Below are 12,324 nucleotides of genomic sequence, written 5' to 3' on the forward strand. Positions count from 1 at the left end.
AAGAAAACGCTTCGGGAGGAACCCCGCGAACCATGTCCAAAACACCCGATTCGGGCAAAGCGGAAGATGACGAGCCTTCGACCGTCGAGCAATATCTGGTGAAGGATCCGGAACGTTTCGCGCTGAACATGGCGCGCATGATCGAGCAGGCCGGCAAGGCGGCTTCGGCCTGGGCCGAGCCGCGCGAAAAGGGCGAGGTGCGCGACCACGTCGCCGAACCGGTCGTCGACATGGTCAAGACGTTTTCCAAGCTCAGCGAATACTGGCTCGCCGATCCGCAGCGCGCGCTCGAAGCGCAGACACGGCTGTTCGGCGGCTATATGACCGTGTGGGCGAACGCTATCCAGCGCGTAAGCCCGAGCGCCGAGGGCACCGACGACGCGGTCAAGCCCGAGCGCGGCGACAAGCGCTTCCAGGATCCGGAATGGGGCCGCAACGCCTTTTTCGATTTCCTCAAGCAAGCCTATCTCGTCACCTCGCGCTGGGCGGCCGAACTGGTCGAGCACGCCGAAGGTCTGGACGAGCACACCCGTCACAAGGCGAGCTTCTACGTCAAGCAGGTGTCCAACGCCATCTCGCCGTCGAATTTCATCCTGACCAATCCCGAATTGTTCCGGGAAACCATCGCCTCCAATGGCGAAAACCTGGTGCGCGGCATGAAGATGCTGGCCGAGGACATCGCCGCCGGCAAGGGCGACCTGAAACTGCGCCAGGCCGACTATTCGCCCTTCGAAATCGGCAGGAACATCGCCATGACGCCCGGCAAGGTGGTCGGCCGCAGCGATGTCGCCGAGATCATCCAATATGATCCCGCGACCGAGACGGTGCTTAAACGGCCGCTGCTGATCTGCCCGCCATGGATCAACAAGTTCTATATCCTCGATCTGAACCCGCAGAAATCCTTCATCCGCTGGGCGATCGAGCAAGGCCACACCGTCTTCGTCATCTCCTGGATCAATCCGGACGAACGCCACGGCGCCAAGAGTTGGGAAGCCTATATCAGGGAGGGCCTGCAATACGGCCTCGACACGATCGAGAAGGCCACCGGCGAAAAAGAGGTCAACGCGATCGGCTATTGCGTCGGCGGCACGCTGTTGGCGGCGGCGCTGGCGCTGATGGCCAGGGAAGGCGACGACCGCATCAAATCGGCGACCTTCTTCACCACTCAGGTCGACTTCACCCATGCCGGCGACCTGAAAGTCTTCGTCGACGAGGAGCAGGTCGCGGCGGTCGAAAAATCGATGAGCGAAAAGGGCTATCTCGAAGGCACCAAGATGGCCACCGCCTTCAACATGCTGCGCTCCGGCGACCTGATCTGGCCCTATGTCGTCAACAACTACATGCGCGGCAAGGATCCCCTGCCCTTCGACCTGCTCTACTGGAACGCGGATTCCACCCGCATGGCGGCGGCCAATCATTCGTTCTACCTACGCAACTGCTATCTCGAGAACAATCTGTCGCGCGGCACGATGGAACTCGCCGGTCACACGGTCTCGCTCAGGGATGTCACCATCCCGGTCTACAACCTCGCCTCCAGGGAGGATCACATCGCGCCGGCGCTTTCGGTATTCCTCGGCTCGAAATATTTCGGCGGCCAGGTCGAATATGTGATGGCGGGATCGGGCCATATCGCCGGCGTCGTCAACCCGCCAGCATCCAACAAATATCAGTACTGGACCGGCGGCGCGCCGACAGGCGATTTCAACCAGTGGCTAGCCAGCGCCACCGATCATCCCGGATCCTGGTGGCCGCACTGGCAGAGCTGGATAGAAGCCAAGGACGACACCCGCGTGCCCGCCCGTAAACCCGGCAAGCATATGAAAACCTTGGGCGATGCTCCCGGCACCTATGTCAAGGTGCGTGTGTAACCGACTGTAATGTCTGGTGAGTTGACGGGCCGGCAAAAGAGGGCGAAATGGTGCCGTCAATCATCAAGCGGCCTCAATTCGGCGATTCCTGCAAAAATACTTTCAAGCTTGCGGATTTGACACAGGTCTCGTTTCCGGATCGGAGACAAAGTCACCTTGGACAGCGACGCATCAGGGCCGCGCCAAGGATATACCGACCGGACATCGAGGGGGAATTTGACTTTGAAATCAGCAGGATGGAGCCTCGCAAAGGGAGAACGCCGCGTCATCGTGGCAGCGCTCTGCTCCGTGCTCCTGGCTTCCTGCACCTCTGCCGGCGACCCGACAATGTCGGTTGGAATGCCGGGCTACAATGCTTCCACGTCGGACATCAATGCCGCCTCGTCCGGCAAGTCAGTTGCCGTCGCCGATTCGACATCGCAGGTGGCGACCGAGCAGACGACCGTGATGAGCGAGAGCGACACGGCACTCCCCGAGAAGGTCGCCTATCTGCCGATGACCAAGCCCGGAGCCGCCTTTCCGCTCACTGCCCCGGCAGGCGCCGAAGCGATCGTCGGCCAAACGCCGCAGTCGCTGCAGCAGCAGGCAGAGGCGGCGCAGCCGACCGATGCGGCCGCGCAAAAAGTCGCCGCGGCCGATGCCAGTGTGACCGCGCCGAAGCCGGCGGCGACGCCCGCGATGAACAATCCGGTCTATGTGACCGCGGGCGAACCGGCGCCGATCGAGAAGAAAAAAGGGTTCCTGGCCTCGATGTTTGGCGCCACGCCGGCCTCGGCGAAGCCCGCACCGCTCGTAAACACCAGGTCGGGTGAACAACCCACCGTCGCGCAGGCCAGCCCGGCGCCGGCGGCAAAGCCGATCATCACGCTTGCTTCGGCCGATTCCGCGGCAAAGCCTGTGCAACTCGCCTCGCTCGGCGGCGAAACCGGCCACATCACCGGCGGCGATGCCCTGCCCGGCGTCCGCCAGACGGCCCTGTTCGAGATCAAGCGCAAATCCGGCCTCGACGACGAAAGCGACGTTGACCTCAACGAGGACGAGGGGCCGATCGGCGGCTCCTATCAGGTCGCGTCCGCCGCCGGCATGGCCCGCCTGGCGCCCAACGGCCTGCTCAAGCAGAACGAAAGCGTCGACGTCGCCTGCCTCAAGCCGTCGCTGGTCCGCGTGCTGAAGACCATCGAGGGCCACTACGGCCGCAAGATGATGGTCACCTCGGGCTATCGCGACCCTGCCCGCAACCGCCGCGCCAACGGCGCCAAGAATTCGCTGCACATGTACTGTGCCGCCGCCGACATCCAGGTGCCCGGCGTCACCAAATGGGAACTGGCGAGCTACATCAGGACCATGCCCGGCCGCGGTGGCGTCGGCACCTACTGCCACACCGAATCCGTCCACGTCGACGTCGGCCCCGAACGCGACTGGAACTGGCGCTGCCGTCGCCGCAGCGGCGGTAGCGACGGCTAGCACTGCGAAGCTCCGTCGCAAAGAGGCTGGGGCCCATGCTGTGATGGCCGTCGAAGATCGCAGCGAAACGGAATTCCGCACCGGAGCAGCGCTTTGAAGTCGCGGCGCAGACCCTAGGATCCATGCCGCGACGCCTGCCGGAGAATGCAGCGGATAGTCGGCGCTTCGATCGCCCGTTATGGTTGAGGCATGACCGGCTATGTCTACATGCGCGCGAGTCGGAAACGCGGCACTGTCTATATCGGCGTCACCAACGATCTCGGCCGCATCACCTTGAGCACAAGTCCGGCCAAGGCCCCGTTTCACCAGCGAGTTGATGACGAAGCGATGCGGCGTCTTGCCGGCATATCAAGACTTCCAGAGCTCTGGAAATCACGGCTTTGACAGCCTGGAAAAAAGTTGTCCAAGGCGGCACCTGACGGGTTGCCGGTTGCACGCAACGCCAGTATAAGCCGCTTTCATCTGAGCGCGCCCATCGTCTAGCGGTCAGGACACCGCCCTTTCACGGCGGTAACAGGGGTTCGATTCCCCTTGGGCGTACCAGACATTTCAAGTCACCGATGAGGCAGGCGGGGGAACAAGCGGCAGCTCGGTGCGTTTGTTCGCATGCTCAAAAAGATCGCTTTTGCCGCCGTTCTGATACAAGTTGCCGCCTCCTCGGCTCTCATCACTCAGACGGTTCTCCTTTCATCGTCCGGCACCAGCCAGGCCGCGAGCGTACAGCCCGGCGAAACGGTTGCGGCGTCTAAAGGAGAATGCGCTGGGGCAGCGTGGCCGGATAGTCCCGATCATTGCCCAAAGCGAGTTGAGGCGAGAGAGTTCGTTACGACGATCGTCATTCAGGCTGGCCAATAATAAATTCGCCGCCGTGAGCCGGCGTGCCCGTGCCTAAATGCGCGTAGTGCCGTTCTCCCGGCTACCAAAATGTCGTGCCGACGGTGGTCGTTCGACGCCTCGCCCATGGTCCGATGCACAGCCCACCTCGATGATTCCGACCAGTGCCCGAACAAATTCAACCATGTCGTTTGCCGTGATGGCCGCCACATCGGGACTTTGCCCAATGTGCTCCGCGGCCGCGCAACATGACAGGCGGATGAGATCGTAATGCGAATCCCTTTCATCCTCCGGCAGTGCCGCCAATTTCATGGCTCGGCGATGAATCAACCGTAGCAATTGTTCGAGAGCTGCTCCGACAATCATGCGTTTGCTCCGCATTGGTCGAGCGTCCCCGCGCTCCAGCGCGCATTTGGAACGTCGATGAGGAGGTGTTCTTCTGTCTTCGTGGTGTGGAAGGCTGCGTCAGAGCCGTTAATATATCGTGTATTGCTAATATAAGGCGTCGTTGCCCCCCACGTATGGCTGGGAGGCGACTACCTGCTTTCGATGGACGGCAACCGAAAGCGAACCACGGCCTAACTGCCGACCAGCGGCACGGCCACGGTGGTCGCGTAGTTGATCGGCAAAGCGCTGAAGTAGGGAAAGTTGACGACGAGGGCATAGGTAGCCGTCAGATGCGCCATGCGAAAGCCGCCGCTCGCCGGATCGATGGCGATCGTGACGTTCACATCCTGCAGACCCAAAGCCTGCAGTTTCTGCGTGGCGATCGATTGGATGTCGGCCTGGGTCAGCGTGTTGTGGAGTTGAAGCGAGCGTGATGATGTCTCCAGCGTATAGCGGACGGTGGACTCGGAATGCATTGCCCAACCGAAAGCGAAGATCCCGAACAGCAGCATGATGAGGAAAGGCGCGATCAACGCGAATTCCAGCCCGGCCCCGCCTGAATGGTCCCGCCTGAACGCGATTGCCCCAGAGCAATTCCAGAAAATGGATTTTCGTCCGGACTTGCCTGAAAACAGAGGGATGGGGCGGTTCTGCGCGAAACGACAAATCGATCTAGCGGACACGGATCACCTCCAGGTGGCCGACGGCCCTGGAGTCGGCAAAGACACCGAAGGTAAAGGGCGGCTCCCACGTGGCCGATGCCTGGATCTGGACATAGATCGCTGACGGCTTCGACCCACCGCACAAGGTGGAAGCGTCGACCACGGTCGTGCCGCACATGTAAACCCGGCTTAACGTGACCTGGCCATCCGCTGGGCGCTTTTCCCAGGTCGAAATCGCGACGGCCGTGGTCGCCGTGTCATCGGTCGATCCTGCCATGATCAGGTTCGCGGCGGTCTTCACACCGGCGCGCATCGACAGTGAACTTGTCACATAGGACCACCCGTCGACGATGCCAAGCAGCGCCAGGCATAGGATGGGGAGCACCAGGGCGAACTCGACCGCCGCGACACCCGCATCGTCGCTCAGAATCGGCACCGATGGGCGTTCCACGGCAGGCTACTCGACCAGCGCTACGGATTGCGTGGCCGGAATGTCCCGCATTCCGAGGCTCGTGCAATCCTGGTTGATGGTCGAATTCCCGGACCACTGAATCAGGTCAGCCACGACCTGGGTGCAGCCGTTCTGGCCCGAGAAATTGCCGAGATAGTTGACCTGCTGCTTGGGGAAATAAAGCGCGCCCGTCAGCAGCGAGTCCGCCGTGCCGTTGAAGGTGCTCTGCGCCGCAGCCCCCGTCCTGTCGCCATAAAACAGCACACCGGAATAGGTGCCTGCGGTCGGCGCGCTCAGGTTCACGGTGGCGTTGCCGTTCATGCTCACTGTCGAACTGCCGGCCATATAGATGGTAACGCCGTCGGTGCAGGGTGCGGCGCAGGTGATGACCGCGCCGGCGTTGATCTTCAAATTTCCCTGGACGACATAGGTCCCTGAAGAAAGCGCGACATTGCCGTTGAGGTTCATGCCGCTGCAGTATGTGCCGGCCTGGAGTGTTTGCGTGGTTTTGCCGCCGTTGACATTCCTGCACGGGTTGGTGGGCGCCGGCGCCGGCAGGCTGGAGAACGGATCGGCGGCAGGCAGGGCCTGGGTGATCGGCGCCGCGCAGACGGTTGTGACGGGATTGCTGAGAGAGACGCCCCCCGCCGTTATCAGGCAATCGGCCTGGAGCCCAGCCGAGCCTTGAAGCTTGATTGCATCCGAAGCGATGGAATTGGACATCACCGAGCAGCCTGTGACCTTCACTGTGGTGTTGCCCGAAAACAGCACCGCCTGCGAGGCGGATGGATCGAGCGCGAGCATGCAGGCCTTCGAGGCATCGGTGATGAGGGCCACCGCCCTCGCCTGTTCGGGTACCTGGCTCTGCGTGAAGATAGAGGTGAACATCCGGTCGAGATTCTGGCCGACGATGACCTCGACCGCCTTCTTCGCCGTATTCGGCCCCGACGTCGGCGGTGTATTGACGACGATCGTGCCTGCGCCAAGGCCATTGGTCGCGGCCGACTGGTTCGCGGCAGCGACGATCGTCGGCTTATCGGAACCTGAGATCTGTTCGAGCGCGCCGGCATAGGCCGCAGCATCGGCTGTCGCCTGAAGTTTCAGGCTGTTGTAATACCAGTAGGAGGTCTCCACACCGAAGCCCGCCGCGCCGACAACGATCGGCAAGGTCAGGGCGAAAATGGTGGCAACGTTTGCGGTTGTGCCCCGGCACATACCGTGCGCTATGCGTCGAATTCGCGTGAAGCAACTGAAGGCCATGAGATAGATTAGAAAGCACGCATGTGTGAAGGAATGGCTAAAAAGTTCGGTTGATTTTTGATCAAGGATGTATCGGCTCCCAAAGAAAGAGGTTCGTTTTGGCTGAATGGCGACGCAAGGCAGCTGGACGAACAAAACTCGCGTCCCGCGCCGGCAACGGTTAACCGACGGCGCGGATGGAAGGCGACTGCAAGTGACCCGTTATGGGGCAGGATCGGCCGGCTGGCGTTCGCGATAAGACCAATGCCCGGCAAACTCGGACCAAGGTCCGTCTGGCGGGTTCATTAGCATGGTCGCATGATTTCCTGAGCGGGCGGCCGACTCGAAGGATGAATCATGAAAACTCGAACCAGTCTGCTCGCGGCGGTTGCGGCGCTCTCGCTTCTCGCCTCCCCGGCATTCTCGGGACCCGGCGGCAATGGCGGCGGCCACGGTAATGGTGGCGGGCAGGGTAATGGGGGCGGGCAAGGTAACGGCGGGAATTCAGCTGGAGCAGGATCGCAGGGGCACGGAGCCGCGACATCCGCGGCGGCAAAGGATTCTTCCACCAGCGGCCTGACAAAAGCCCTCAGCGTCGTGGCGACCACACCGGCATCGCCGCAAGCCACGCTGTCCCTCCAGGCGGCGCTGGACAAGTTCCTGGCCAAGGACACCACGGAAGATCCGGCGGACACCACGGATGACACATCCGACGAAACCACTGGCGCGACGGAATAAACAATTCAAGGACGTGCTGTTTTTGACTTCACCGTCTCCAAGCATGTTCCTTGTTGCCCGCACCGGTTCGCCGGTGCGGGCTTTTTTCATTGTTGCGGGTTCCGAGTAATTCGTGCCGCTGGCCTGCTTCAGGCGGAAAGACTTGGCGCAGGCCTAGCCACCGCTCCAACCAACATCTCTCGTTGTACGGCAAGGAAGAACCTGCGCACTTCATCATTGGCCGTCGCCTTGTCCCTGCCCGATCCAACGACGAGATCAAGCAGCTCCGCCGCTTTGGCCCTCCAGAAGGAAGTGGCGGTCTCGCCATGCAGCTTGTCCAGTTTGGCGGCAACATCTCGGACCAAGAAAACCTGACGGTCGATTGGGAATGCACGGACTTTTTCTGGGGACATCTTCCGAACCATGACACTGACGCAACGAATCAACCATTGCTGAACAAGCAATGGCGTAGCCGCGAAGGTGGAAACGGAAGCTTAACGATACGGAAAAGCGTCCGCGCGCGCTTCCCAAAGGCAGTGATCCCCGCCCGCCACCGTCGTGCGATCGCCGGTGTTCCAAATCGAAACGGGGGAGAATTGGGACTCAGGCCTGCAGCGTCCTCGTCTGGCCGCCGCGCCTGCGCGGGGGCGTCATATCGCTGGCCATCAGGCCGGTGACGCGGCAGAACGCCATGAACGCCCGGCAGGCATCCTCGGTCTTGACCACGTCCACCGTGGCGCCAAAGCAGGCGTTGAAGGCCTTCTGATAGACCGGTCCCTGACGGCGCGCCGGCCAGTCCTGAAGAAAATCGAGCGCCTGCTCGACGCTATAGATCTCCTCGACCGGCAAGCCGGAGCCGGGCGCGATGCGCACCGGCACCTTGAATTGCAATCTATCCATCCGACATCTCCCGAACTGGCGTCGCCCAGGCAACGCCGTTCGTCGTAAAAAGTTGCTCTGATCCTTTTGTGGCGCGGGAATGTGTCGCCACTGCGGAAACAGGCGTTTTGCCACGGCGCTTTTCTGCCCAGGCGTTCCGCCAGCCTTCGGCCGCGGGCACCTTGGAGCCAGCGGCTGCTGGTTGGCGGGATCGGTCTCCGCGTCGAACGTCATCCGCACCGCCACAAGCAGCACGAGAGACGACGGTATGGCGAAAGGAGGCCGAGCACGAGCGCCCCGGTTGCCGACAGGCCGAGCGTCTCGGCGAGCGCCCAGTAGCAGGCTGTCGTCAGCCGCGCATCAAGCGATCTGGCGCTGTCCGTCGTGAGCGGATGCGATCTCCAAGAGATCACCCGCCCTAACGCATAGCGGGAACGGAAAGCAAGCGGCGGTGCAAACCGGCAAAAGATTGTCTCGACGAGACGAATATCCCGGCGGCCCGGCTGCATCGGGCAGTTCTTCCTTGAACCTTTCGCCCTCAAGTGCCAAATCTGGGAGGGATTTTCACGCCGGCACTCCTGCGGGCCTTATCTTCATACGGACAAAATGGTCACTTATCTCGACGCCGGCACGGCACCGCTCAGAAACACCGGCCAGATCCGCCTCTACGGCGAGGACGGCTTTGCCGGCATGCGCAAGGCATGCGACCTCACCGCGCGCTGCCTGGACGAACTGGTGCCGATGGTCGGTCCCGGCGTCACCACTGAAACCATCGACCGTTTCGTCTTCGAGTTCGGCATGGATCATGGCGCGCTGCCAGCGACGCTCAACTATCGCGGCTACACGAAATCGTCCTGCACCTCGATCAACCATGTCGTCTGTCATGGCATCCCCGACAACAAGCCGTTGAAGGATGGCGACATCGTCAACATCGACGTCACCTACATCCTCGACGGCTGGCACGGCGATTCCTCGCGTATGTACCCGGTCGGCACGATCAAGCGTGCGGCCGAGCGCCTGCTCGAAGTCACCCATGAATGCCTGATGCGCGGCATCGCCGCGGTCCGGCCCGGCGCCCGTACCGGCGCCATCGGCGCCGCCATACAGACCTATGCCGAAGGGGAGCGCTGCTCGGTGGTGCGCGACTTCTGCGGCCACGGCGTCGGCCAGTTGTTCCACGACGCGCCGAACATCTTGCACTATGGCAGCGCCAATGAAGGCGTCGAGATGCGGCCCGGCATGATCTTCACCATCGAGCCAATGATCAATCTCGGCCGTCCGCACGTAAAAGTCCTGTCGGATGGCTGGACGGCGGTGACGCGCGACCGCTCGCTGTCAGCGCAATACGAACACACGATCGGCGTGACCGACACCGGCTGCGAGATCTTCACGCTGTCACCCAAAAAACTCGATCGGCCAGGCCTGCCGGCTTAGTTTCGCTGTGCCGTGACCCTCGACGATGTCGGCCACGATCGAGAGACGGTCCGGCCATCATCCATGCGCTCGGCACGAAGCCGCAGCCGCGTCAAAGGCGTGCGCAGATCATGGGCTGGTGAGTTTTGTTGCGCAATCGTGGCTTCATCTTGCCGCCTGTGCGAAGCAAGCCGGAAGCCGATGGTGAGGCCGGAACGATCTCTTGTGTGGATCGTCTGGCGCTCGGAGAACAGAACTGTTTCAATCCGAGCCGGAACGGTTTTAAGGTCTGTGCCGGGGAGCGTGGGCGGCGTATGGGGAACACAAGCGACGACGACGAGCGGAGTTTCTTCGCCGAAGCGCCGATCCGGCCAGCGAAAACCAAGCCGCTCGACGAAAAGCCGCATTATCTCGGCCATCGCGACCGCCTGCGCGAGCGCTTTGCCTCGGCCGGTCCGGACGCCCTGCCCGACTATGAACTTCTGGAACTCCTGCTGTTTCGATTGATCCCTCGCGCCGATACCAAGCCGGTCGCCAAGGCGCTGCTGGCGCGTTTCGGCACGCTGGCCGAAGTGCTCGGCGCACCGGTCAGTCTGTTGCAGGAGGTCAAGGGCATTGGCCCAACGGTGGCGCTCGACCTGAAGGTTGTCGTGGCGACCGCGCAGCGCATGGCACGCGGCGAGGTGCGTGGCCGCGAAGTCCTTGCGTCGTGGACGCAGCTTCTCGCCTATTGCCGCTCGGCCATGGCGTTCGAGGAGCGCGAACAGTTCCGCATCCTGTTCCTCGACAAGAAAAACGCGCTGATCGCCGACGAGGTGCAGCAGGTCGGCACCGTCGACCACACGCCCGTCTACCCGCGCGAGGTGGTCAGGCGCGCGCTCGAACTCTCGGCGACCGCGATCATCCTGGTCCACAACCATCCGTCAGGCGACCCGACGCCATCACGGGCCGATATCGAGATGACGAAGGAGATCATCGACGCGGCCAAGCGACTGGGCGTCGCCGTGCACGACCACATCATCATCGGACGCAAGGGCCATTCCAGCATGAAGGGCTTGCTGCTGATCTGAAAGTGGCCCGAAGGGCGCCCTCACCAGCATCAGAACGGGAAGCGTCGCGGATCATACGCGGTCGCGGGCGGCCTTGCCGCCACCGATCACGGTGGATCGGTGTTGCAGTTGCTGGCAACCTGGCTGACCGCCTCGCCGAACCCGGCGCCTTCGTCGTGGAAGCTTGCGGCGATCGCACGACCGATGCCACGTGCGGCACCTGTGACGACGCAGAGCTTATCGTTCAGTCTACGCATGACGTTTTCGCCCATCTCCCTAACAATCCAGAGATATAACTTCGTTTCCCCGGGAACAGATCCCGCACGAGATCGGTCACCGCCTCTTTTCAGTGTTCAAAGCCACTTGTTGCGCGGTATTCGACATCCGCGCGCCTTCAATCGCTTGAAGTCTATCGTCAGCCGGTGGATGAAACTTTGAGCGGCAATCACTTTGAACCGCAAATCGACCTTGAGATCGGGATAAACCATAGAGCCCGGGCTGTGCGTCCGATCGCATCGACATGGTCTGATCCGCCGAAAGATACGACCTCACGTTGGAACACACCGGCGCGTCCAATGTTAGTTATCGGAACCTGCATTCTTCATCGCGCCGTAGATGGCGACCACGAATGTGCCTGAAATAGCCCCTTCTTCAGGAAGGCCATGAGCAGCAGGACAAGGCAGTCTTGTTTCTTCATGGCTGGCCGGACGACGCAACGACTTGGCTTTCTGTCACTGAGCATGCGCGATGACCTCGATCTACTTCCGCGACCTGGACGGCAATCTCGTCGAGGTCGCCCGCAAGAGCAGGAGGCCACGCAATGGTAGCAGACCACGTAATGGCAAGCGCCAAACGGACTGTCGTCGACGTGATCGCCGACAGGCTGGTCCGGCATGGCATCGAATTCATTCTGGGGCAAAGCGTACCGACGACGCTGGTGCTCGCCTGCGAGGATCGTGGCATCCGCAATATCACCTACCGCCAGGAAAACAGCGGCGGCGCGATCGCCGACGGTTTCGCGCGCGTTTCGGGCCGCGTGCCCGTCATGATCTGCCAAAATGGCCCCGCCGCGGCACTCGCGGTCGCACCTTTCGCGGAGGCAATGAAAGCGGGCGTGCCGATCGTCGCGATCATGCAGGAGGTGGACCGCTCGCATATCGGGAAGAATGCCTTTCAGGAATATGACCATAAGGCCTTGTTCGCTCCGGTGACCAAGTGGTTTCGTCTCCTGGAGAGTGTCGATGGGGTCGAAGATCATTGCGACCAGGCGTTCATTGCCGCTGCCAGCGGCAAGCCGGGCCCGGCGGTACTGATGTTGCCGGTCGATTTGCAAAGGGCCCATTCCGATAAGCCCGGAAAAC

The 12,324-nt window shown here is 61.8% G+C and carries 14 protein-coding genes and 1 tRNA gene; 8 read left to right on the forward strand and 7 right to left on the reverse strand.

Annotated elements, in window-relative coordinates; all coding sequences use genetic code 11:
- Positions 1–32 precede the first annotated feature (32 nt).
- The 4 genes from phaC (at position 33) to NKJ26_RS26560 (ending at position 3,875) form a co-directional block, all read left to right on the forward strand.
- Positions 33–1,868 carry a class I poly(R)-hydroxyalkanoic acid synthase gene (phaC, locus tag NKJ26_RS26545; RefSeq protein WP_352698236.1) on the forward strand — a complete coding sequence of 612 codons (1,836 nt, stop codon included), beginning with the start codon at positions 33–35 and terminating at the stop codon, positions 1,866–1,868.
- 216 nt (positions 1,869–2,084) lie between these two features.
- Positions 2,085–3,332, forward strand: coding sequence for a D-Ala-D-Ala carboxypeptidase family metallohydrolase (locus NKJ26_RS26550; RefSeq protein WP_352598973.1), 1,248 nt, complete (start codon positions 2,085–2,087; stop codon positions 3,330–3,332).
- 189 nt (positions 3,333–3,521) lie between these two features.
- Positions 3,522–3,716: a GIY-YIG nuclease family protein gene (locus tag NKJ26_RS26555; RefSeq protein WP_352698238.1), complete on the forward strand. Its 195-nt coding sequence runs from the start codon at positions 3,522–3,524 to the stop codon at positions 3,714–3,716.
- 84 nt (positions 3,717–3,800) lie between these two features.
- Positions 3,801–3,875, forward strand: a tRNA-Glu gene (locus NKJ26_RS26560).
- A 345-nt stretch (positions 3,876–4,220) separates the two neighbouring features.
- On the opposite strand, the gene NKJ26_RS26565 is transcribed toward NKJ26_RS26560, so the two are convergent.
- The 4 genes from NKJ26_RS26565 to NKJ26_RS26580 all read right to left on the reverse strand — a co-directional run bounded on the left by NKJ26_RS26565 (position 4,221) and on the right by NKJ26_RS26580 (position 6,926).
- Positions 4,221–4,532, reverse strand: coding sequence for a hypothetical protein (locus NKJ26_RS26565; RefSeq protein ID WP_352598971.1), 312 nt, complete (start codon positions 4,530–4,532; stop codon positions 4,221–4,223).
- Positions 4,533–4,744: 212 nt separating this feature from the next.
- Positions 4,745–5,086, reverse strand: a complete 342-nt coding sequence (locus tag NKJ26_RS26570; RefSeq protein WP_502903202.1) for a TadE/TadG family type IV pilus assembly protein — start codon at positions 5,084–5,086, stop codon at positions 4,745–4,747.
- Positions 5,087–5,225: 139 nt separating this feature from the next.
- Entirely contained in the window at positions 5,226–5,651 is a 426-nt protein-coding gene (locus tag NKJ26_RS26575; protein WP_352598969.1) for a TadE/TadG family type IV pilus assembly protein, read from the reverse strand.
- Between the two features lie 21 nt (positions 5,652–5,672).
- A complete protein-coding gene (locus tag NKJ26_RS26580; protein WP_352598967.1) occupies positions 5,673–6,926 on the reverse strand; it encodes a pilus assembly protein TadG-related protein in 1,254 nt (417 codons plus the stop codon).
- 336 nt (positions 6,927–7,262) lie between these two features.
- Between NKJ26_RS26580 and NKJ26_RS26585 the strand changes: the two genes are divergently transcribed.
- Positions 7,263–7,643 (forward strand): hypothetical protein, encoded by a 381-nt coding sequence (locus tag NKJ26_RS26585; protein ID WP_352598965.1) that lies wholly within the window; start codon positions 7,263–7,265, stop codon positions 7,641–7,643.
- Positions 7,644–7,771: 128 nt separating this feature from the next.
- Here the strand turns inward: NKJ26_RS26585 and NKJ26_RS26590 are convergent, their stop codons facing one another.
- Both NKJ26_RS26590 and NKJ26_RS26595 read right to left on the reverse strand, forming a co-directional pair.
- Positions 7,772–8,086 carry a DUF6074 family protein gene (locus NKJ26_RS26590; protein ID WP_352698241.1) on the reverse strand — a complete coding sequence of 105 codons (315 nt, stop codon included), beginning with the start codon at positions 8,084–8,086 and terminating at the stop codon, positions 7,772–7,774.
- 139 nt (positions 8,087–8,225) lie between these two features.
- The gene (locus tag NKJ26_RS26595; RefSeq protein ID WP_352698243.1) at positions 8,226–8,522 is read right to left on the reverse strand and encodes a DUF982 domain-containing protein; all 297 of its coding nucleotides are present in this window, start codon (positions 8,520–8,522) and stop codon (positions 8,226–8,228) included.
- 585 nt (positions 8,523–9,107) lie between these two features.
- On the opposite strand from NKJ26_RS26595, the gene map reads away from it, so the two are divergent.
- Positions 9,108–9,935: a type I methionyl aminopeptidase gene (gene map / locus NKJ26_RS26600; protein WP_352698245.1), complete on the forward strand. Its 828-nt coding sequence runs from the start codon at positions 9,108–9,110 to the stop codon at positions 9,933–9,935.
- Between the two features lie 293 nt (positions 9,936–10,228).
- The gene (gene radC / locus NKJ26_RS26605; RefSeq protein ID WP_352698247.1) at positions 10,229–10,984 is read left to right on the forward strand and encodes a RadC family protein; all 756 of its coding nucleotides are present in this window, start codon (positions 10,229–10,231) and stop codon (positions 10,982–10,984) included.
- A gap of 86 nt (positions 10,985–11,070) precedes the next feature.
- Here the strand turns inward: radC and NKJ26_RS26610 are convergent, their stop codons facing one another.
- Positions 11,071–11,220 carry a hypothetical protein gene (locus NKJ26_RS26610; RefSeq protein ID WP_352598957.1) on the reverse strand — a complete coding sequence of 50 codons (150 nt, stop codon included), beginning with the start codon at positions 11,218–11,220 and terminating at the stop codon, positions 11,071–11,073.
- A 611-nt stretch (positions 11,221–11,831) separates the two neighbouring features.
- On the opposite strand from NKJ26_RS26610, the gene NKJ26_RS26615 reads away from it, so the two are divergent.
- On the forward strand, positions 11,832–12,324 hold a 493-nt coding region (locus NKJ26_RS26615; RefSeq protein ID WP_352698249.1), incomplete at its 3' end, for a thiamine pyrophosphate-binding protein.

It is taken from the genome of Mesorhizobium sp. M0152 (assembly GCF_040322415.1).
GTDB lineage: Bacteria > Pseudomonadota > Alphaproteobacteria > Rhizobiales > Rhizobiaceae > Mesorhizobium.